This window comes from Archangium primigenium (assembly GCF_016904885.1).
GTDB classification, from domain to species: domain Bacteria; phylum Myxococcota; class Myxococcia; order Myxococcales; family Myxococcaceae; genus Cystobacter; species Cystobacter primigenius.
The window spans coordinates 4,507,670-4,528,605 of sequence record NZ_JADWYI010000001.1; the positions used below are offsets into that span (position 1 = coordinate 4,507,670).

General features: G+C 68.7%; 21 protein-coding genes. 14 read left to right on the plus strand and 7 right to left on the minus strand.

Annotated features, from left to right (window positions below; translation table 11 throughout):
• The first annotated feature begins 15 nt into the window (after positions 1-15).
• The 6 genes from I3V78_RS18765 to I3V78_RS18790 all read left to right on the plus strand — a co-directional run bounded on the left by I3V78_RS18765 (position 16) and on the right by I3V78_RS18790 (position 5,366).
• Positions 16-1,098: a GspE/PulE/PilB domain-containing protein gene (locus I3V78_RS18765; protein WP_204489841.1), complete on the plus strand. Its 1,083-nt coding sequence runs from the start codon at positions 16-18 to the stop codon at positions 1,096-1,098.
• Positions 1,099-1,108: 10 nt separating this feature from the next.
• Entirely contained in the window at positions 1,109-2,101 is a 993-nt protein-coding gene (locus I3V78_RS18770; protein ID WP_204489842.1) for an ABC transporter ATP-binding protein, read from the plus strand.
• Entirely contained in the window at positions 2,098-3,099 is a 1,002-nt protein-coding gene (locus tag I3V78_RS18775; protein ID WP_204489843.1) for an ABC transporter ATP-binding protein, read from the plus strand. The genes I3V78_RS18770 and I3V78_RS18775 overlap by 4 nt, the downstream gene beginning before the upstream one ends.
• A 1-nt stretch (position 3,100) precedes the next feature.
• On the plus strand, positions 3,101-3,505 hold the full coding sequence (locus tag I3V78_RS18780; RefSeq protein ID WP_204489844.1) for a DUF2085 domain-containing protein: 405 nt from the start codon (positions 3,101-3,103) through the stop codon (positions 3,503-3,505).
• Between the two features lie 173 nt (positions 3,506-3,678).
• A complete protein-coding gene (locus I3V78_RS18785; RefSeq protein WP_239576483.1) occupies positions 3,679-4,278 on the plus strand; it encodes an RNA polymerase sigma factor in 600 nt (199 codons plus the stop codon).
• The gene (locus I3V78_RS18790) at positions 4,275-5,366 is read left to right on the plus strand and encodes a zf-HC2 domain-containing protein (RefSeq protein WP_204489846.1); all 1,092 of its coding nucleotides are present in this window, start codon (positions 4,275-4,277) and stop codon (positions 5,364-5,366) included. The genes I3V78_RS18785 and I3V78_RS18790 overlap by 4 nt, the downstream gene beginning before the upstream one ends.
• A 15-nt stretch (positions 5,367-5,381) precedes the next feature.
• Here I3V78_RS18790 and I3V78_RS18795 read toward each other — a convergent pair whose 3' ends face one another.
• The 7 genes from I3V78_RS18795 to I3V78_RS18825 are packed head-to-tail and all read right to left on the minus strand — an operon-like array spanning position 5,382 to position 12,064.
• Positions 5,382-6,122 carry a hypothetical protein gene (locus I3V78_RS18795; protein ID WP_204489847.1) on the minus strand — a complete coding sequence of 247 codons (741 nt, stop codon included), beginning with the start codon at positions 6,120-6,122 and terminating at the stop codon, positions 5,382-5,384.
• A complete protein-coding gene (locus I3V78_RS18800) occupies positions 6,119-6,289 on the minus strand; it encodes a hypothetical protein (protein WP_239576484.1) in 171 nt (56 codons plus the stop codon). Before I3V78_RS18800 ends, I3V78_RS18795 begins: the two co-directional genes overlap by 4 nt.
• Before the next feature lie 56 nt (positions 6,290-6,345).
• Complete coding sequence (locus I3V78_RS18805; protein WP_204489849.1) at positions 6,346-7,155, minus strand: hypothetical protein; 810 nt, start codon at positions 7,153-7,155, stop codon at positions 6,346-6,348.
• Positions 7,152-7,925 carry a hypothetical protein gene (locus tag I3V78_RS18810; RefSeq protein WP_204489850.1) on the minus strand — a complete coding sequence of 258 codons (774 nt, stop codon included), beginning with the start codon at positions 7,923-7,925 and terminating at the stop codon, positions 7,152-7,154. Before I3V78_RS18810 ends, I3V78_RS18805 begins: the two co-directional genes overlap by 4 nt.
• Positions 7,916-9,061 carry a TadE/TadG family type IV pilus assembly protein gene (locus I3V78_RS18815; protein WP_204489851.1) on the minus strand — a complete coding sequence of 382 codons (1,146 nt, stop codon included), beginning with the start codon at positions 9,059-9,061 and terminating at the stop codon, positions 7,916-7,918. The genes I3V78_RS18810 and I3V78_RS18815 overlap by 10 nt, the downstream gene beginning before the upstream one ends.
• Before the next feature lie 8 nt (positions 9,062-9,069).
• The gene (locus I3V78_RS18820; protein WP_338023656.1) at positions 9,070-11,070 is read right to left on the minus strand and encodes a pilus assembly protein TadG-related protein; all 2,001 of its coding nucleotides are present in this window, start codon (positions 11,068-11,070) and stop codon (positions 9,070-9,072) included.
• Positions 11,071-11,086: 16 nt separating this feature from the next.
• Positions 11,087-12,064, minus strand: a complete 978-nt coding sequence (locus I3V78_RS18825; protein ID WP_239576485.1) for a TadE/TadG family type IV pilus assembly protein — start codon at positions 12,062-12,064, stop codon at positions 11,087-11,089.
• Positions 12,065-12,342: 278 nt separating this feature from the next.
• On the opposite strand from I3V78_RS18825, the gene cpaB reads away from it, so the two are divergent.
• From cpaB to I3V78_RS18865, 8 genes are all read left to right on the plus strand, one after another.
• Positions 12,343-13,158 carry a Flp pilus assembly protein CpaB gene (cpaB, locus tag I3V78_RS18830; protein ID WP_204489854.1) on the plus strand — a complete coding sequence of 272 codons (816 nt, stop codon included), beginning with the start codon at positions 12,343-12,345 and terminating at the stop codon, positions 13,156-13,158.
• Positions 13,159-13,208: 50 nt separating this feature from the next.
• Entirely contained in the window at positions 13,209-14,054 is an 846-nt protein-coding gene (locus I3V78_RS18835; RefSeq protein ID WP_204489855.1) for a type II secretion system F family protein, read from the plus strand.
• A gap of 9 nt (positions 14,055-14,063) precedes the next feature.
• The gene (locus I3V78_RS18840; protein ID WP_204489856.1) at positions 14,064-14,960 is read left to right on the plus strand and encodes a type II secretion system F family protein; all 897 of its coding nucleotides are present in this window, start codon (positions 14,064-14,066) and stop codon (positions 14,958-14,960) included.
• Between the two features lie 151 nt (positions 14,961-15,111).
• A complete protein-coding gene (locus I3V78_RS18845; RefSeq protein WP_204489857.1) occupies positions 15,112-16,527 on the plus strand; it encodes an FHA domain-containing protein in 1,416 nt (471 codons plus the stop codon).
• Positions 16,528-16,657: 130 nt separating this feature from the next.
• Positions 16,658-18,361, plus strand: a complete 1,704-nt coding sequence (locus I3V78_RS18850; RefSeq protein ID WP_338023658.1) for an FHA domain-containing protein — start codon at positions 16,658-16,660, stop codon at positions 18,359-18,361.
• Positions 18,358-20,076, plus strand: coding sequence for an exodeoxyribonuclease VII large subunit (gene xseA, locus I3V78_RS18855; protein WP_204489859.1), 1,719 nt, complete (start codon positions 18,358-18,360; stop codon positions 20,074-20,076). Before I3V78_RS18850 ends, xseA begins: the two co-directional genes overlap by 4 nt.
• Before the next feature lie 76 nt (positions 20,077-20,152).
• Positions 20,153-20,515 (plus strand): exodeoxyribonuclease VII small subunit, encoded by a 363-nt coding sequence (xseB, locus tag I3V78_RS18860; protein WP_239578011.1) that lies wholly within the window; start codon positions 20,153-20,155, stop codon positions 20,513-20,515.
• 33 nt (positions 20,516-20,548) lie between these two features.
• Complete coding sequence (locus I3V78_RS18865) at positions 20,549-20,935, plus strand: response regulator (RefSeq protein ID WP_204489861.1); 387 nt, start codon at positions 20,549-20,551, stop codon at positions 20,933-20,935.
• Position 20,936 lies beyond the last annotated feature (1 nt).

Here is a 20,936-nt window from a genome sequence, read left to right on the forward strand (position 1 = left end):
CCCCTCGGACCTCGCATGCGTAAGAAGATCGGTGAGCTGCTCCTCGAATCCGGTGCGGTCAATCCGGAGCAGATCCGCACGGCGCTCGGTCAGCAGCGCCACCGCGGCAACAGCCAGCGGTTGGGCTCGGTGATCGTCACCCTGGGCTTCGCCTCGTCCACCGAGGTGGCCAGGGCCCTGGCGCGTCAGGCGAACCTGCCGTTCGTCCAACTCTCGGACATCCCCGCGGACGTGCGCGCGCTCGTGCCCATCGACTTCCAGGTCGAGCACCGCATCGTCCCCTTCCTGCTGGAGCGGGAAGGGCGCAGCGAGCGGCTGCACGTGGCGGTGGACGATCCGTCGGATCTCTCGCTCGTGGACGAGCTGAGCTTCCAACTCAACAAGCCCATTCGCGTGCACGTGGCGTCCGAGGATGACCTGGATCAGGTGTTGGATCTGGTCAGCGGCCGCGTGGTGGCCGGGGTCGACCTGGACGACGACGCCAGCGAGCCCATGGAAATCGAGCACGGCAACGCCAGCGTGGCCGGAGGCCACTGGCATGCTTCGCCGGCCCCGGGCCCGAGCGAAGCCGCATCCGATCTGCCCCTGATGGACTGGGATCTGACCCCTTCCTCGACGAGGTCCGCCTTGAAGCCCAAGCCCCCGGCGCCGCCGCCTTTCTCCGACGACGACGACTCCATCACCCTCATCACGCCCAAGCATGCCCAGAAGGGCCGGGCCTCGACGCCGGCGCCTCCGCCGCCTCCGCAGGAGAGCGAGGAGGTGCTCGACGAACTCCTGGGCGAGCCCGACGACGAGCAGACGCCGCTGCCCGCGACGCCGCCCCCCTCGCACAAGAAGGGCGGCGTGCCGGTGGTCGTGTTCGGCGGCGCCGCCAAGGGCGCGCCCCAGCCCACGCCCCGTCCGGAGCTGCCCGACATCTCCGAGGACGACCTGAAGGTCCTCGAGGACATCGAGCGCATGGCCGATGGCGCCGAGGCGGAGCTGCACACGGAGAAGGTGAAGCCCGCGCGCATGGTGGCCAGCCTCATCCGGCTGCTCATCCGCAAGCGCCTCATCCGCGAGGAGGAGTTCCTCGAGGAGCTGTCGCGCAAGTAGCGCCGCGCCCATGGCCGAGCCCCTGCTGGATGTTCGTGGACTCAAGACCCGGCTGTGGCGGGAGGCGGGCCCGGTGTGGGCCGTGGACGACGTGTCGTTCTCCATTCCACCGGGCGGCACGCTCGGGGTGGTGGGGGAGAGCGGCTGTGGCAAGAGCCTCACCGCCCTGTCGGTGATGCGCCTGGTGCCGGATCCGCCGGTCCGCGTGGAGGGCGGCAGCATCCGCTTCCAGGGCGAGGAGCTGCTCGGCTTGCCGGAGGCGCGCATGCGCCGGCTGCGCGGGCGCCACCTGTCCATGATCTTCCAGGAGCCCATGACGTCGCTCAACCCCGTCTACACGGCGGGCGAGCAGATCGCCGAGGGCACTCGACTGCACCTGGGCCTGTCGCGCTCGGCGGCGCGCGAGCACGCGGTGGAGATGCTGCGGCAGGTGGGCATCTCCGCGCCCGAGCAGCGCGTGGACAGCTACCCGCACCAGCTCTCCGGGGGCATGCGCCAGCGGGTGATGATCGCCATGGCGCTCGCCAGCGGGCCGGAACTGCTCATCGCCGACGAGCCCACCACGGCGCTGGACGTCACCATCCAGGCGCAGATCCTCGAGCTGCTCAAGCGACTGCAGCAGGAGCGGCGCATGGCGGTGATGCTCATCACGCACGACCTGGGCGTGGTGGCGGGCAGCTGTGACGCGGTGGTGGTGATGTACGCGGGCCGCGTGGTGGAGCGCGCCCCGGTACGTCCCCTGTTCCGTCAGCCGGCACACCCGTACACGGCGGGCCTGCTGCGCTCCATCCCCTCGCTCCAGGGGGACGCGGCGCCCGGGCAGCGCCCCCGGCTCAAGACGATCCCGGGCATGGTGCCGAGCCTGGGCCAGTGGCCCGGAGGCTGCCGCTTCCGCGACCGGTGCGAGCGCGCGCTGGACGTCTGCGCGCGGGTGGAGCCCGTCCTGGAGTCCAAACGCGACGGCCAGGAGGCCGCCTGCCACAACCCGGTTCCCGCGCCATGAGTGACGAGCCCCTGCTGCGAGTCCGGGACGTGAAGACGCACTTCCCCGTGCGAGGGGGACTGCTCGGGCGGGTGCGGGGTCACGTCAAGGCGGTGGATGGCGTCAGCTTCGACGTGCGGCGGGGCGAGACGCTCGGGCTGGTGGGCGAGAGCGGCTGTGGCAAGAGCACCCTGGGCCGGACGTTGCTGCGGCTCGTGGAGCCCACGGCGGGCTCCATCCAGTTCGAGGGCCGGGAGCTGACGGGCCTGTCCCAGCGCGAGCTGCGCCCCTTGCGGCGGCGCATGCAGCTCGTCTTCCAGGATCCGTACGCCTCGCTCAACCCCCGCATGTCCGTGCGAGAGATCCTGGGCGAGCCCTTCGCCATCCATGGCCTGGAGCGGGGCCGGGAGCGCGAGGAGAAGGTCGCCACGCTGCTGGAGTGGATGGGGCTGCCGCGAGAGGCCCTGGACCGACAGCCGCACGAGTTCTCCGGAGGCCAGCGCCAGCGCATCGGCATCGCGCGCGCCATCGCCCTGCGGCCCGACCTCATCATCGCCGACGAGCCGATCAGCGCGCTGGACGTCTCCATCCAGGCGCAGATCGTCAACCTGCTGGTGGACCTGCAGCGCGAGCTGGAGCTCACCTACGTCTTCATCGCGCATGACTTGAAGATCGTGGAGTACGTCTCCACCCGCGTGGCGGTGATGTACCTGGGCCGCATCGTGGAGCTGGCGGACGCGGCGGACCTCTACCGCGCGCCTCGTCACCCCTACACGCAAGCCCTGCTGTCGGCGGTGCCGGTGCCCGACCCCGACCATCCCCGCGCGCGCATCCTCCTCAAGGGGGATGTGCCCTCGCCGCTCGCGCCCCCGCCGGGGTGTGCCTTCCACCCGCGGTGCCCCCACGCGATGGAGCGCTGCCGACGGGAGAGCCCCCCGCTGTACACACTGGACAACGGACATACCGCCGCGTGCTTCCTCGTGGAGGACGACGCGCGCCCGCCGAAGGGAGGAGGGTAGGGTGTTCTGGCTCAGCCACCATCACGCCGAGGAGTACAACCGCACCTACGTGCTCGGAGGGGTCCGCGTCTGCGCCCGGTGTCTGGGCACCTATCCGGTCCTGCTGGCCACGCTGGTGGGCCTGTTCAAGCTGCGCGCCCCCCTGGCCTGGCCCTGGGACATTCCCGTCGTGCTGGGGCTGACCCTGCCCGCGGTGGTGGACTGGGCGGTGGGTCGCTTCCGCCCTCGGTCCGGCTCCAACGCCGTGCGCACCCTCACCGGGGTGCTGCTGGGCCTGGCGCTCGGCCGCTCCCTGTTCATCCATGTCCAGAAGCCCCTGCCACCCGTCCTGGTATGGCAGGCGGCACTGGTGGCGGTCGTCGCGATTCCCGTTCTGATCGCCTCGGCCCGCGGCTCCAAACCGTGAGGCGTGAGGCGTGACAGCCGCTCCACGCCCTGTCATTCTCACCACTTACGCGCGCCTCGCGAAAGCGTAGACCCGAATCGGCCCCGGCTCGTTGAAGACGCTCGTGGGAAGCGGGAGGGTACGGGGCCCTGATTGGGGGAGTGGTGGGACCGGAAATCTCAGACGAACGGTTGATGCTCGCCTTCCGGGCGGGAGATGTCCGTGCGTTCGAGACCCTGGTGCACAGGCACCGGATGCCGGTCTTCAACTTCATCCTCCGGTTCACCGGACACCGTGCACGGGCGGAAGATGTCCTTCAAGAAACGTGGTTGAAGGTGGTGCGCAGCGCTCCCGAGTACGAGACGCGGGCGAAATTCACCACCTGGCTCTATACGATCGCGAGGAACCTCTGCGTGGACAGCGCGCGTAAAGAGAGCTACCGGCAGACGGCCTCGCTCGATGCTCCTTCGGCGGGTGGCGAGATGGATGAGGGACGGGAGCTGGGAGCGACCCTCGCCGACGAGGGACCGAGTCCCGAGCGGGGTGCCTACAACGTCCGCGTGCGGCCCCTCTTGGAGCGGGCGCTGGCGGGTCTCCCCGAGGAGCAGCGCGAGGTGTTCGTGCTGCGCGAGTACAACGGCATTCCCTTCAAGGAGATCGCCGAGGTCACGGGCGTGCCCGAGAACACGGTGAAGAGCCGCATGCGGTATGCCCTGGAGGGCCTGCGGCGACGCCTGGCGGAGTTGGGTGTGGACGGAGATCTGGCCGAGGACGGAAAGACGGTGGCGGGATGAAGACCCAGAGCACCCACGCACACGAGGACCGTCTGCTGGACTTCGCCTATGACGAGCTGCCCCGCGCCGAGGCGGTGCTGGTGGAGCAGCACCTCGAAGGGTGCTCGCGCTGTACGGCGACCCTGAGGGACATCCGGAGCGTACGGGGCACCATGTCCCATCTGCCCCGCGTCTCCGCGCCCGACGCGGGCCTGGAGTCCTTGCTGGCCTACGCGCAGCAGTCCGCGCGCCGCTCCGCCACCGGCGCCGAGCCCACCCCGCGCTGGTGGCGCCGCCTGCTGGCGCCCGCGTTGAGCGTGGCGACCCTGGGCGTCGTGGGCCTCGTGGTCGTCCGGACGAATCAGGAGTTGTCGCCCCCGTCCCTCCAGGCCGCCCCCGCGGTCCCCGTCAGCGCGCAGCGCGAGGCCGAGTCCGCCATGGCCGCCGCTCCGGCTCCCGCGGCCCCGCAGTCGCCTCGGGTCTCCGAGGAGGTCAGCGAGCGGCACACGCGCTACGACAACCGCGTTCGCGAGCAGCAGCGCGTCGAGCCCCTGGCCAAGGCCCTGCCCTCGCGGGGCGCGCCGTCCAAGGGCCTCTTCGGGTTGAACCGCGCGGCGTCCGACGACGAGGCCGAGGGTTATGGCAGTGGGGGAGGCTTTCCCGCCAAGAAGCGCGCGGCGGAGCCGACCGCCGCGGCACGCCAGCAGCCCGCGTCCAGCAAGACCTCGGCGGCGCTCCCCGCCCGCGACAAGGACTCGTCCGACGCCCTGATGATGGCCGAGGCCCCGCCGCCGCCGCCACCCGCGCCTGTCGCCGCCGCCGCCGCTCCGGAGATGAAGTCCCCGGGCGCCTCCGTGGAAGCGTCTCGGGGGCGGGCGGAAGCGGCCCCCCAGCGCAAGGCGTGGGAGCGGGAGGTCGTCTCCCTCCGGAGCGCCGTGGCCGCGGGCTCCCGGGACGTGTCCATCCTCTTCCGGCTGTGCCAGGCGGAGGCCGCGTTGGGCCAGCACGACCAGGCGATGAAGTCCTGTGGGCGCGTGGTGTTGGAGGCCCCGGACTCGAACGAGGCCCGGCAGGCCCAGCGCCTCATCGACGAGCAATTGCTCCCGTAGCCACCCAGGCGTGCGCTACGGCGCGGGCGCCCGCATGTCGATCTCCGGGTTGAAGGCCCCGCGGAAGACGACGGGCTCGTGATCGGTCGACTGTTCGAGCCGCCAGGGCTGTCCCTCGGGGGAAATGCCGATGGCCTGCAGCTCGTAGGCGAGCCCGCCTTTCATCACGTAGAGCACCAGGGTGCCGGGGGACAGCTCCTCGGGCAGCGTGTCGGGCGCGGCCACCTGGACGATCGAGTAGGGCATGGCCTCGAACACGTTCGAGTACACGGTCGTGAACTCGCCATGGGTGGTCTGCTGGAGCGCCGCGCGCCAGGACTCGAGGTCCTCGCCGATGTGCCCCCGGCTCTGCAGTTCGGGCACCTGGAGCCCGTGCAGGGCTCGCGCCGTCTGGAGGATCTTCAGGTTGGCGGCGTGGGAGTTGCGTCCGGGGACGGGCCCCTCGCGATCGCTCCACAGCACGACGCTCAAGGCGCCGAGGACGAGGGCGGACCAGGCCACGTGGGCGCTGCGTCGGCGGAGCGCCTGGATCAGGATGACGCCCATGCCGACGAGCGCCACGAGCACCGCCATCATCACCGTCCAGCGGGGCGGCAGGCCCGCGATGAACGGCTGCTGGAAGGCGCGCAGGAGCTGCTCGAACTCGGGGGCGCCCACCACGACGGTGATGGCGGTGAAGCCGCCGAAGAGGATGCCATGCACGAGCCGCAGCGCCGCCGAGGTGTCGGCCGCCACGGGAGGAGTCGCGGGCTTCACGGGAACGGCAGGTTCAGCACGAAGTAGAACGAGTCGTAGTAGACCTGATAGGCGCGCATGAAGGCGTGGATGATGTTCACCTTCTGCTCACCGGAGCCGAAGTTGATGGTCAGGCCCAGCATGAGACCCATCGCGAGCACGTAGTTGATGTAGGAGTACTCGACCATGGCCTGTCCTCGGCGGACACGGCGAGAGGTCTTCCTGGGACGGCGGACGGGCGTCTTCATGGGCGGGGGTCCTTGTCCTGAGCGGAGTCCGGCGTGGCCGGGAAGAGCTGCGAGGGGAGCACGGGCGTGGCCGTCCCGGGCTCCAGGGTGATCTTCTTGTCGGTCGGAGCGGGGAGCACCATGCGGGGCTTGGCGTCCACGCCGTAGTCTCGCATTTCCAGGGCATATTTGATCGACGGAAACTCGATCTTCGCCAGGTGCAGCACGGGCACCTCCCGGCTGAGCCAGTAGCGCTTGAGCACGAGCTGGCGGTAGCGGACCTCCATGGGCTCGGCCGTCACGGTGCCCGCGAGCGTCATGAGCCGCGAGGGCTTGCCCCGGAGCACCGTCGTGTCCGCGCCGGCGGGCAGCGAGTCCACGGCGGCGGGCGCGGGCCCGCGCGACGCGGGAGCCTCGCCCTCGCCCGGCTTGAAGAAGAAGGGCAGGGCGGTGGCATCCACCTCCTGCACCTTCTCGTAGCCCTGGGTGACGAACAGCCGGGACACGCCTTCCTGGCTCACGCCCACGTCGCGCGTCACCAACATGCGGAACTGGGCCAGGGGGGACTTGAGTTCCCAGTGCTTGCCGAACTCCATCTCCAGCCACACCGCGTCGCGGCCCTTGGCGTCCTTCTCCTCGCCCACGATGGCCAGGCGCACGAAGCCCTGCTGGGGACCGCCGTCGAGCTGGTACGTCACCCACTCGCCCACCTGGGCGGCGAGCCGCTCCGGCGCGGCCTCGAAGAGCATGCGGCCCTCGCGGCCCATCCGAGGCGGAGGCGCGGCGCCCATCAACACCACGGCCAGCGCGCACACCAGCGCCCTCATGGCTTCTTTCCCTGGGGCCTGGCGCGCGCCGCCTCCTCGCGGCTGCGCTGGACGGCGTCCTGGTTGGGCATGCCGTCGGGACGATCCGTGCCCACCCACGACTGGGACACGGCCACCTGGGTCTCGTCGAGCTCCACCAGGGTGGTGAGCGTCTGCTCGGCGCCGCGTGCGTACTCGAGCACCACGGTGCGCTGGCCATCCAGCTTGCCGCCGGACTCGCGCACCAGCTTGAAGCCCAGGGCGGTCAGCTTCGCGGTCAGCTCCTGGCGGACGGCATCCATTCCGCGCTCCACGATCTCGGTCCGGCTGCGCGTGGCGCCCGCCTCGTCGCGCGAGCCCACGTCCGAGCTGAAGAGCGAGTTCTCCATCTTCACGAAGGGCGGCTTGTGGGCATCCGACGGCTTCTCGTACAGCCACATGTCCTTGAGCACGCTGAAGCCCACGGTCTTGCCCATGTGCTTGCGCAGCACGATCGCGCGCTGCAGGCCCTCGCGCGTGTAGAAGGCCGCCACCACGGCCTCGTCCTTCAAGTCCCCCTCCACGACGACCGGGTAGCCCTGGCGGGTCCACAGGTCGTGGAAGTACCTGGCCACCTGGGCAATGGAGTCCTTGGTGGTGAAGTAGGCCATGCGGTGGTACTCGCCGCCGATGACCAGGTCGTTGCCGATGCGGGTGTGGACGGTGCCCGGGTAGACGGCGAGCTCCTGCTCGGCCAGGGCCGGGCGGGCCCAGAGCCCCAGGAGCACGAGAAACAGGACGCTTATTCGCACGTGATCTTCTGCTCGTTCTTGTCCCGGCCCGTGCCTTCACCGGTGCCGCGGCTGTTGGGCATGTCGGCCATGGCCTTCTTGCAGCCCATGAAGTGCTCGCCCCGGGCCTCGAAGATGTTCTTGTAGAGGGAGCGCGAATAGGTCTGGGTGTCACGGAAGGGCGCGGTGTCGAAGCAGCGCTGGTTCTTGTCGATGTCCGTGTCGTCCAGGCCGGGGATCTCCTGCAGGTTGTTGAGGCCGACGGACGCGGTGTGCTGATCCTTGTTGCAGCCGCGCGAGCCGCTGGGCGAGGGCTTGTAGTTGTGCGCCGTGACGAAGGTGCCGAAGAAGGCGGGGAAGGCGAAGTCGAACACCTTCGTGACGCGGTCCAGCTTGGTGTCCGCCAGAAAGTTGCCCGCGCCCAGGAACTTCATGCGATCCACCTGCAGGGCGATGCCGTGCCGGGTGCCGCCCCCCTTGTGGTCGCCCGCGCGCTTGTCGCTCATCACCGCGTCACCGCCGTCCGGCAGGTGCCAGCCGTTGGCGATGAGCGTGTAGCGGTTCTTGATGGACATGTTGCGCAGGTCCCGCCCGCCCCAATTGTCCACCGTGTAGAAGCCGCCCTGCTCCTTCTGCAGGTAGCCGCGCGGCATCAGGTTGTTGGCGGAGAGCCTGCTGGTGAGCTCCACCTCCACCTGCCCCTTGGTGTTGAACTTGAAGTGATCCAACAGGTAGTTCAGGGGCTGGCCGGCGCTGCCGCCCCCGCTGGTGACGGCGCTCAGGTCGATGCCCGCCACGGCCTGGTTGGTGACCTTCACCTCGGGCGCGGAGGCGCTCAGGAGCGTGCCGAACTTGCTGCCGACGTCGACCGAGTCGAGGTCGTCGAAGCGCGAGGTCGCCTCCTGCTTGGCGGAGTCCAGGGCGGTCTGGAAGGCCTGATCGTGGTTCGCGCTGCCGAAGTCGCTCAGCGTGTAGCTGCTCATCTCCCACGCGACGTAGCGGCTGGCTTCCTGGAGCTTGTACTTGGCCCGGATGATGTCGGTCAGATAGATGCTGAAGAAGAGGATGGACACCAGGATGGGCGCCACGAGCGCGAACTCGACCATGGCACCGCCGCGCTGGCGACGTCGGGTGCGATGAAGACCGAAGCGGAGCATGGCGGGCCTTAGTGGGTGATGATCTTGGCGGGCGCGTCCTTGACCGCGGCCGGCAGGGCATTGGAGATCTGGTTGATGAGCGGCAGGGAGTTCTTGCCCTGCCACACGGCCGCGAGACGAGGCCGCCAGTAGGGGTTGAAGAAGTTGGGCTGCTCGGCCCAGTTGCCCGGCCGGTGGTAGTACGTCTGGCCGCGCGAGATGACGTTCATGCCCTCGGCGAACCCCAAGAACTTCTTGCGATCGTTGTCCAGGTCCAGCGTCTCCGTGCCGGCGGCGCCCAGCGAGAAGGAGACCTTGCCCGTGGAGTTGAGCAGGCCCGGGCTGTTGTGGGTGGCCCCGGTGGCGTCGGCCTGGGTGTTGTGCAACTGCTGGGTGTTCTTGTTGAGCATCACCCAGGTGGAGGGCTGATTGAAGTCGTGCTCGCGCGAGGCCATGTTGCCGGTGCTGGCCTTGGCGAAGGCCCCCACGGCGCAGTCGTTGGCGTAGTCACCCGGCTCGAAGTGGGGGAACGGGACGATGCCCTCCCAGGGGTGGTTGTTGTCGTTCTTGTCGATGTGCGTGTTGGCCACGAACACGTCGATCTTCGGGAAGCACAACGAGCCGATGCCCGGCAGGGGGCAGAAGTCGAACTGGTACATGCCCACGTCCTTGTCGGGCTTCTTCTTGGCCTCTCCCGGGAACACGACCCGCCAGTGGATGCCCTTGTTGCGGTAGTCGCCGCGGCTCATGGCCCAGATGCTCGTCTTGAGCGTGCTGTCGCGATCCTCGCGCGGGTCTCCATAGCACTTGCGCCAGGTGCGCTTGTCCAGGAGCCCGGGGTACTGGGGGCAGCTGAACGGATTCTTGATGGCGCCGGCCAGCGAGGAGGGTCCCAGCTTGATGTAGTACGGATCGTCCGAGGCCAACACGTCACCCTGGGCGATCATGCCCATGGGCTTGTCGGGCAGGTCCCGGTGCTCGCGGATCTTGTTCCAGCCCTTGGCCTTCGACTTGCTCGTGCCCTCGTTGATGTCGCCGTAGCCGAGCCGGTAGGTGAGAAAGCGCGTCTGGCCCCACTTGGGGATCGCGTCGAGCAGGATCTCGATGGGCTTGAGCCAGTCCGGGATGGGCAGCAGCTTGCCCAGGCGCCGGTCGGTGACGAGCGTCTCCGGGCAGAGGCTGACGTCGCCCTTGTTGCAGGCGTAGCGGGTGGCGTTGGTGATGCCGCCCATGACGCGCTTGGCGCGCGCCACCTTGTCGTCCTCGTTGCGCGCCGCGGGGTCGAGCGCGCTCATGGGGTTGGCGGGACTCAGCGGCTTGCCGTTGGCTTCGTCGTAGTGGGACCGGCTGTAGAGGCACTGGTTGATGAGCCCGGTGATGGCCTGCGACGCCTTGGAGTTCACGTTGGGATCATTGGCCTGGATGATGGCGTTGGAGGTGCCGAGCACATAGGTGGAGGTGGACAACATCACCGCGGTGGCCGCCCCCGCCATCACCGAATTGAGCACCCGGTGCGCCGGGATGATCACCCTGCCGATCATCTGGTCGGCGAAGTCCAGGATGGGCTTGAGCACCAGCAGCATGCCCTTGAGCACCGAGACGATGGCATCCAGGGCCTTCATGACCACGCCCACGTAGGGCAGGTTGTCGAGCACGGCGCAGACGACCGGCCAGATGACCCCGCTGCGGCTGTCCTTGGGGAAGCACGGCCCGATGGTGCGGATGAACCCGTAGATGTCCGTGAGGAAGGCCTGCACGGAGAACAGGAACGAGTCCGTGGACTGCCAGATCATCGCCGACACGTAGTGCGACACCTGGGTGCGGTTGGTGAAGGCGTAGAAGTTGAAGGCGCGCGCCTCCATGGCGGCCGTGGAGTAGGCCGCCGCGTCCGCCGTGTTCTGCAGGCGGATGCGCTCGTGCACGCTGTGCCCGATGTTGACCGTGGTCATGAGCGCGATGCTCAGGATGAACATCAGGAGACAGGCGAGGACGAGGGCCTGGCCTTCCTGGCGCCGAAGGCCGCGTCGCAATGCGCGAGTCACCATGTTACAGGCCCCAATCCGGGTTCAGGTGCATCAACCACTTGTAGTAGAAGTTGGACTGCATCCGCATGCTGTACGTCGCCGTCAGCGGGATGAAGTAGCGCTTGCCGATGACGCTCGAGAGCAGCGGGATGCTGCCGGTGGCCAGGCCCCAGAGCACCGTCATCTCCAGGCGGTAGAGCGTGTTGTAGCCGCGCTCGTGCGCGAGCCCCCGCACCGGCGCCATGGCCACCTGGTTCATGCCGCCCTGCTGGTTGGTCATGCTCACCCGGGTGTTGAGCGTGGGCTTGTAGATGGCGCCGCCGAGCGACACACCGGCGTTGGCCGCCCACCACGCGGTGAAGATGATCCAGTTGGCGAAGGGCACCCGCAGCTCGTACCAGTAGCGCACGCGGATGCTCAGCACGGTGGCCTTGCGGTAGACCTCCTCGCCATTGTCCGGCAGGGGGAGGTTGAAGAACTTGGCGATCTTCGACTCGAGCTCCGGCACCTCGGGGTAGGTGTCCGGGCCGTCGAAGTCCAGCTCCTTCCAGTTGTGGCCCGAGCGCAGCTTCCACACGCTCTGGATGGGCGAGTACCAGGAGGGGCTCACCGTATCGACGCGCACCTGGCCGAAGAGGTTGGAGCCGTTGACCGTGGCGGGCACCACCGAGTTCTTGTTCGGCCAGGCCAGCAGCTGCATCGCCTGGTCGTAGGCCTGGGCGATCGCCCACGTCTTGCCCAGGTTGAGGATGTCGTCCGTGCGCCCCATGGTGGGCAGCAGCGCCACGATGGCCGCGTCGTGCATGCGCTCGTTGTTGCCGTTCCACACGATGCCGGTGCGGGCCGCGGAGTACGCCGCGTACTCCGTCATCAGCTTCGCCTGTTGCATCATCGTGAGCTGGATGAGCCCCAGGCCGAGGAACACCATCAACGGAAGGACCAGCGCCGACTCGACCGCTGCTTGGCCAGATTGCCGGGGCGGGGGGGGATGTTCACTCATGGATACCTCCATGTAGCGACATCCCTCGGAAAGAGGGTATCGGTCAGGTGGACGCCGCCGGGAGAGGGAGCCGCATCCTGCCCTCATCCGAGGGGGCACGACAAGACGTCACTCGGAAGCAAGCTGCCAACCACGGCGGCATGACTTTGACACTTTCCCTGACTACTGGATAACATCACGGGCCGCTGGTGCCCCGGGCCCCCAGCTTGCAGCGCCGTCCTGCACATCCAGCCTTCCGCGCCCCGGGCGCCCCCCATTCCGTTGGAGGTCCTCGAGACATGTTGAAGGGCAAGACTCCTCTTTTCATCGCATTGGGCCTGGGCCTGCTTGCCGGACTCATCGCGTGGTCCGCGATCAAGAAGAAGGAAGCCGATGTGCGCAGGGGCTGGAACCTGGTGCCAGTGGTCGTGGCCACCCAGGACATCCCCGAGGGTACGGTCATCACCTTCGACATGATCAGCCAGCGACAGGTCCCCGAGCAGTTCGTGACGTCCTCGGTGGTCAAGCCCGACTCGGCCAACTACGTGGTGGGCCAGAAGGTGCTGGTGGCGCTGCAGACGGGTGACGCGCTGCTCTGGAGCCAGTTCGAGACGACCAAGGCCGCCGAGCGCCTGTCCACCAAGGTGCAGAAGAAGGTCCGCGCGGTCGCCATCGAGGCGCGCAACACCACGTCCGTGGGCGGCTGGGTGCGCCCCAACGATCACGTGGACGTGATCGGCACCTTCCGCGACCCGCAGACGGACGAGAACGTGGCGGTGACGCTCCTGCAGAACGTCATCGTGCTGGCCACCGGCAAGGTGACGGGCACCACCAACGTCAACCTCATCCCGGAGAACCAGCGCGAGTACAACAACATCACGCTCATGGTCATCCCCGAGGAGGCGGAGATCCTCACCCTGGCCGCGGAGCTCGGCAGCCTCACGCTGTCGCTGCGCAACGAGGACGACGTGGACATGATCGAGGAGCGGGGTCGCGCCACCATCACCACGCTGCTGTCGGGTGAGCGCACGCGCGTGCTCGAGGCCAAGCGCCGCGAGATCATCCAGATCATCAAGGGCAACCCGACCGAGAAGAGCGCGGCGTCGTCGCCTTGAGCGCGTCCGCGTCGTTGTCCTTCCCCCGCCGCTGAAGGAAGTCCTCGCCCATGTTGGCCGGAATCGTCCTCCTCCTCGTCACCGGATCGGTCTTCTTCTTCAGCTTGGTGATCTTCACCGTGCTGGCGAAGGCCTACGAGCAGTACCAGGAGCGCTACGTCGTCAAGTCGATGAACGACTTGAGCGACATGTTCCTCTTCATCGATGCCCGTCAGTTGCTGGTGCTCAACATCGCCAGCATGTGTTTGTTGGGCATCCTGTCGTACATCATCTTCAACCCCATCCTGTGCGTGCTCAGCACGATCTTCGGCTTCTTCCTGCCGATCATCCTGGTGAAGCACTACCGCAAGCGCCGCATCAAGAAGTTCAACGTGCAGTTGGTGGACGCGCTGCAGGCCATGGCCAACGCCTTCAAGGCCGGTCTCACGTTCCCCCAGGCCATCGAGCACGTGGCGCGTGAGGCACAGCCGCCCCTGTCGCAGGAGTTCGGGCTGTTCGTGAAGGAAGTGAAGCTCGGCGTGCCGCTGGAAGAGGCCCTCATCAACATGGGCCGCCGCGTGGGCAGTGACGACCTGGAACTGGTCGTGGTGGCCACGAACATCGCCCGGCAGCTGGGCGGCAACATGGCGGAGATGTTCGAGACCATCTCCAGCGTCATCCGCGAGCGCTTCCGGCTCGAGGGCAAGATCGACGCGCTCACCTCCCAGGGCAAGCTGCAGGGCTGGGTGGTGGCGGCCATGCCGGCCATCCTCGGCCTCGTGCTCAACTACATGCGCCCCGACCTGATGGAGCCCATGATGGACCACTGGTTCGGCTACGTGCTCGTCACCGTGATCGCCATCATGGAGCTGTTGGGCATCTTCATCATCCGGCGCATCGTCAACATCGACATCTGAGGACACTCCGTGAGCGACATCCTGACGGAAACGTTGATGGGAGGCTCGGCGCTGATGGTCGTGGCGTCGGTGGGCTTCTTCGGCTTCGGCATCTACCAGAACTACTTCTCCCAGTTCGTGGCCGAGGTGCAGGACGAGTCGGCCGGTGGCATGTCGGGCATGGGCTCGGTGGCCATCCGCAAGCTGGGCGCCATGAACCGCCGCATCATGTGGCCGGGCTACGAGTCCAAGATGCGCCGCAAGCTCATCAAGGCGGGTGAGCCCCAGGCGTTCAAGCCCGAGGACATCATGGCCCTCCAGGAGGTCTCCTCGGTGGTCGGCCTGCTGATGGGCCTCATCCTGGTGAACTTCGTGGGGGAGAACCTGGCCTGGTCGCTGCTGTTCGCGCTCTTCGGCATGTACTACCCGCTTATCTGGGTGAACGACCAGGTGAAGAAGCGCCACCTGCAGATCTCCCGCGCGCTGCCCTACAGCCTGGACCTGCTGACGCTGTCGGTGGAAGCCGGTCTGGACTTCACGGGCGCGCTGGCCAAGGTGGTGGAGAAGGGCAAGGTGGGCCCGCTGCGCGAGGAGTTCCAGATCGTCCTCAAGCAGCTCAAGATGGGCAAGACGCGCGAGGAGTGCCTCAAGGCGATGATCGCCCGTGTGGATCTGCCGTCGCTCACCACGTTCGTCACCGCGCTCGTGCAGGCGGACAAGATGGGCACCAGCCTGGGCAAGGTGCTGCGCATCCAGTCCACCCAGTTGCGCATCGACCGCACCCAGCGCGCCGAGAAGCTGGCGGGTGAGGCCCCGGTGAAGATGCTCTTCCCGCTCATCGCGTGCATCTTCCCCACAGTGTTCCTGGTGCTCTTCGGGCCGATCGTGTTCCAGTTCATGTTCGGCGACATCACCGCCTCCGCGTAGGCGCACGCCGGACACGCGCATCATCGTCAAGGGACTCACGTGGGACGTCGCTCCCACGTGGGCTCCGTTTTTTTTTCCAGGGCCGGCCATGAGCGAGAAAGACACCAAGCTACCCCCGCGTCGGGGTGGTCGTCAGGAAGCCCCGTCGGTGATGGGCACCGACGACGACATGCTGGCGCCTTCCTCGGACCCCGATTCGATTCCACCCGAGTCCGAGTCCGCGGGCAGGTCCGAGCGGACGGCCGTGTTCCGGGCCCCGGCGCACGGGGAGCGTCCGTCCTCCGAGGACGAGCCGCCCGCGTCGGAGGCCACCGTCATCCGCATGGCGCCCGAGCGCCCCCCGCCCAAGGCCGAGCCGCCCGCGTCGGAGGCCACCGTCATCCGCATGGCGCCCGAGCGCCCGCCGTCCAAGGCCACGCCCAAGGTGCCCGCGCGTCCCTCGCGCTCCACGGAGTCCGTGCACGACAAGGAGACGCTGCCTCCGGGGAGCGCGGCGCTGGCCCGCTCCGGGCCTCGTGCCCCCGTCAAGGCGGCCAAGCCCGCGTCGTCGGCCCCCGTGAAGGCCTCGGCCAGCGGGCGGGCCCTGGCCTCGCGGCCCTCCGCTCCGGACGCGGGCTCCGCCCTGTCCGCTTCCGACAAGGCCCGCCGCCGCCGCGAGGCGGGCGAGACGCTGGGCGGTCAGTTGTCGCTGTGGTGGGGCGACATGTCCGCCAAGGGCAAGAGCATCGTGGGCCTGCTGGTCGGAGGCCTGCTGGTGGGCATGCTCGCGGCGCTGGTCATCGTCTTCAAGCCGAAGATCGAGCAGCGCTTCAAGGGAGACGAGCCCGTGGACCTCACGGTCAAGGTCCTCAAGGACTCCTTCGGTCTGGGCGAGGGCGTGGATTGGAACCAGCCCAACGAGAAGGAGTTCACGTTCGACTTCGTGTCTCCCACGCGCGCTGTGGCGGTCATCCGCTACCACGCGAGCGGCATCTCCAAGGACGAGGTGTCCATCGCGGTCAACGCGGTGAACGTGGGCTGGGTGCCTCCGGATACCGTCAACACCGCCGAGCGCGAGGTGCAGCTCATCCTCACCCCCGGCATGCTCAAGCGGGGCGAGGGCAACCGGGTCCTCTTCGACAACGTGCGCAACCCCCCCGGCGAGGACAGCTGGCGCATCTGGAACCTGCGCATCGAGGTCATCCCCGTGCCCAACCTGCCGCCCCAGGAGCTCCTGGAGGCCGCGCGGACCACCGCCCGTCGGGCCCGCAGCTACTATGACCGCCGGGTCGTGGGACCGGAGAACCTGCTGCTCGCCTGGGAGAACTACCGCTCGGCGTGGATCACCCTCGAGGCCCTGGACGAGAAGCCCGACCTCTACGATGACGTCCGCCACATGCTCGCCGAGATCTCGGTGGAGCTGGACCGCAAGTGCGGACAGTTGTTGCTGGATTTCCAACGGAACATCCAGTTCAAGGACATGACGCGGGCGGCCCTGGTATTGGAGGACATCAACCGGACCTTCCCCACGCCCTCCCATCGCTGCCACAATCTGTCGATCGAGAAAGCCAACCAATACGAGCTCTAGGCTCGTCTTCGTTGCTTCACTGAAGTGGTGACCCCCCATGTCGAACGGTTCTCCCCCCACTCGCCGTCGTCCTTCCTCGGCTTCCTCGTCGGATGGGCCCCCCGCGGGCGTCACACGGCAGCGCCCTTCCGTGAAGGCCCCGTCCGCGCCGGACACGTTGCCCATCTCGGGCACCAAGCTGGTGTGCACGGCGGGTCCTTGCGAGGGACAGGAGTTCGGGCTGGAGGAGGGGGAGTACGTCATTGGCCGCTCCAACGACAACCCCATCTGCATCCCGGACACCTCGGTGTCGCGCAAGCACGTGCTCATCCGGCGCCTGGGCGGGGGCTGGACGGCGAATGATCTCGGCTCGGGCAACGGCACCCTGCTCAACGGCGAGCCGCTCACCGACGAGACGCCCCTGTCCTCGGGCAGCGTGCTGACGCTGGGCGACACGGAGCTGACGTTCAACGACGCCTCCAACGCCACGATGATGATGCCGATGCCGCCTCCGGCGCCGGCCTCGCGTCCGGCGCGCCGCTCCGCGCCCGCGGCGCCCGCGCCGGCACCCGCCGAGGACGAGGCTCCGGGGGCGGGTGAGGCCATCGCACCGCGCCGTCCCACGGCCCGGCCCGAGGGGCGCATCCGCTCGGCGCGCGGGCGCGCCGCGGCGCCGGATCCCGAGGCGCAGAAGCGCAAGAAGCGCTTGGTGATCATCTCCGCGGGCGTCTTCGTGCTGCTCGTGGGCCTGCTCATCGCCATCAAGGTGCAGCAGCAGCAGGACGCCGAGGCGTCGCAGGTCAAGGCGCTGGCCGCCCAGGAAGAGCGCGAGCAGATCGAGGGCATGTTCCAGGACGCCAAGAACCTCATCCGCGACGGCAAGTGGGCGGATGCCAAGACGCGTCTGCTCGAGCTCCAGGAGGCGCAGCCGGAGCACCCGCAGCTGCAGGACTATCTCACGCGCGTCGAGAAGGAGATCCCCAACCAGGCGGCGATCGACGCGGCCAAGGCGGCGCTGGAGAAGGATCAGCTCGGCCCGGCCGCCACCTCGCTCGCCAAGGTGAGCCGGGACACCCAGCTCTTCGAGAGCATGGCGCAACTGCGCCGCGCGCTCCAGGACAAGGCCGACAAGCGCGCCCGCGACGCGCTGAGCATGCTGGAGCAGAAGCAGATCGATCAGGCCAAGGCCATCACCGACGACATCCTGGTGGCCAACCCCAACCACCGCGACGCCAAGGTCATCAACGAGCAGGCCGCTCGGCTCATCGGCATCCGTGACGCGCCGCCGCCTCCTCCCGTGGTGACGCCCGCCGCCAAGCCCTGGGACCTGGCCGTGGAGCGCTACCGCGATGGGGACCTCAACGGCGCCATGGCCATGGCCAACGCCTGCGCGGCCAAGGCGCCCCAGTGCAAGGCGCTCATGACGTCGCTCACGGACTTCGGCAACCTCTACAAGAAGGTGGAGGAGCTGGACGTGAAGGGCCTGTCGCGCCTGATGGATCTGGACAAGAAGATCACCAACGGGCGCGGCAGCAAGCTCATCGGCAACGCGGGCAAGCGCGCCGCCAACCTCTTCTACAAGATGGCGTCCTCGGCCAAGGTGGCCGGCCAGTGGGGCCGCGCCATGGAGAACGCCCAGCGCGCGCTCCAGGCGGATCCCTCCCACGTGGGCGCCACCGCCATCGTCACCGAGATGCGCGGCAAGGCCAAGGACGTCTACTGGAGCGCCTACGCCATCAAGGACAGCACGCCCGAGGATGCCCTGCCCAAGTTCCGGGACGTCGTGAACATGACGCCTCCGGACGACGAGCTGCACCAGAAGGCGAAGGTCTGGGTCGAGAAGCTCCAGCGATGAAGAAGCGGCGAGGCACCACCGAGTCCCCGCCGGCGAATCCCGCCGAGCAGGGGGATCTCTTCGGGGCGCCAAGCCAGAGCGTGGCGGCCAGGCCGGCGCCACCCGAGCCCGTCCCGGCCCGCCCGGCGCCGCTTCCTCCGGCGGAACTGCCAGACGTGTCCTCGGCGCTCGCCCCCCTGCCGGGGGCGCCCGTCCGGGCCGCGCCCACCCGCACGGTGCTGAGCGTGGGGGAGCTCACCCAGCAGCTCAAGGCGACGCTCGAGTCGCGCTTTCCCCGGGTGATGGTGCGCGGGGAGGTGTCCGGCTTCCGGGGCGCCAATGCACGCGGCCACCTGTACTTCACGCTCAAGGACGCCGAGGCGGCGATCGACGTGAAGATGTGGGCCTCGCAGGCGGCGCGGCTGCGCTTCCACCTGCGCGATGGTCTGGCGCTGGTGGTCGAGGGCAGCGTGGACGTGTACGCGCCCGCCGGACGCTACAGCCTCATCGCCTTCAAGATGGAGCCGGAGGGGGAGGGCGCGCTGGCGCTCGCCTTCGAGCAGCTCAAGGAGCGGCTCGCCGCGGAGGGGCTCATCGGGGACAAGCGCAAGCGCGCGCCCCGGCCCCTGCCCCTGGTGCCCCGGCGCATCGGCGTGGTGACGAGCCGGACGGGCGCGGCCCTGCAGGACTTCCTGCGCGTGCTGCACGCCCGGCATCCCCGCCTGTCGGTGTTGCTGCGCGACGCGCGCGTGCAGGGCGAGGGCTCGGCGGAGGACGTGGCGCGCGGCATCGAGCAGCTGGCCCGCACGGACGTGGACGTCATCGTCGTCACGCGGGGCGGTGGCTCGAAGGAGGACCTCTGGACGTTCAACGAGGAGCGCGTGGCGCGCGCCATCTTCGCCTCGCCCGTGCCGGTCGTCTCCGCCATCGGGCATGAGATCGACTTCACCATCGCGGACTTCGTGGCGGACTGGCGTGCCCCCACGCCCAGCGCGGCGGCGGAGCGCCTGGCGCCCGTGCTCCAGGACATGGAGTACACGCTGGCCACCTGGTCGGTGCGCCTGCGCAAGGCCGCCGAGCGGCAGGTGCTGGAGGCCCGGAGCGAGCTGGGCCTGTTGCGCTCGCGGGTGGTGGATCCCCGTCGGCGGCTGAGCACCGAGCGGCTGCGCCTGGCGGATGCCGAGGACGCCATGACGCGCGCCATGCGGCAGGTGCTCCGGCAGCGGCGCGAGACCCTCAAGGCCCATGGCGATCACCTGCAGCGGCAGCGGCCCCAGGCCCGGCTCGCCGAGCAGCGGGCGCGGCTGGCGCAGTTGTCCGCGCGTCTCAAGGATGCCCTGCGGGCGGACGTGGCGGCCCGGCGCGCCCAGGCGGCGCAGGCCCGGCTGCGGCTGGAGCGGGTGTCCCCCATGGCCCGGGTGGCGGAGCTGCGTGCCCGGCTGACCGAGCACCGCACCCGCCTGGTGGCGCTGCAGAAGGACTCCCTCGCGCATGCCCTGGGCCACTTCCAGCGGCTCGGCGGACAGCTGGATGCCCTGAGCCCGCTCAAGGTCATGTCCCGCGGCTACGCGGTGGCCCTGCGACGGCGCGACGGGGGCGTGGTGCGCTCCGTGGCGGATGTCGTCCCGGGAGACGTGCTCGGCATCCGCTTCGCGAGCGCCGGAGCCCGGACTCTCCAGTCATGCGAGGAAATCGAGGCCACGGTCACCGCGGTGAAGGGTCCGACGGATTGCTGACGTGTCCCTCCGCTCTGTGCTGGCACCCCAGGGGGGTGCTCCACTAGAGTCCCACGGCTCTTTTTTTCGAGGTGGACTGGCCGTGGCGAAGGACAGCAGGGGCAAGGCGGCGGAGGACGTTCCCGAGCAGTACGGGGACGTGGTGCAGCGTCTGGAGGAGATGGTGGCCCGGCTGGAGGGCGGGACCCTCTCGCTCGAGGACTCGCTCAAATCGTTCGAGGAGGGCATCAAGCTGGTCCGCCGGGGCGAGCAGCTCCTCAACGCGGCGGAGAAGCGCATCGAGGAGTTGTTGAGCCAGGACGGTCAGGACGTGGTGGTGCCCCTGCAGACCGGGGTGAAGCCGCCCACGCCCGCGACCGCCGCCCCGGCCGCTCCATCACGCAGCAGCGCCCCAGCGTCCCGGAATGCCGCACCTCCCGAGGACGACGTGCCGTTCTAGTGTTGTCTTGGGAAGAGGTCGCCCGGTCCATCCATGTCGAAGCCCAAGGTCACCATCGTCGACGATGATCGCGACACCCGGGAGCTGCTCACGCTCGCCCTCGAATCGGAATTCGAGGTCAACGCCGCCGCCAACGGCCTGCGGCTGATCGCCTCCCTGCAGCTCAAGCGGCCCGATGTCATCCTCATGGACGTGAACATGTCCTGGATCGATGGCTTCGAGCTGTGCAAGGCCGTGAAGAAGAACGAGGACTTCCGCGACATCCCCATCGTCTTCATCAGTGGGCGAGGGGAGCCGGAGGACAAGCGTCGTGGCGCGGAGGTGGGCGCCGCGGACTATTTCGTGAAGCCCCTGGATCTGGACGCGCTCATCGCCCGGTTGCGCCAGCTCATTCCCACGCCCTCACCCGACGTGCCCTGAC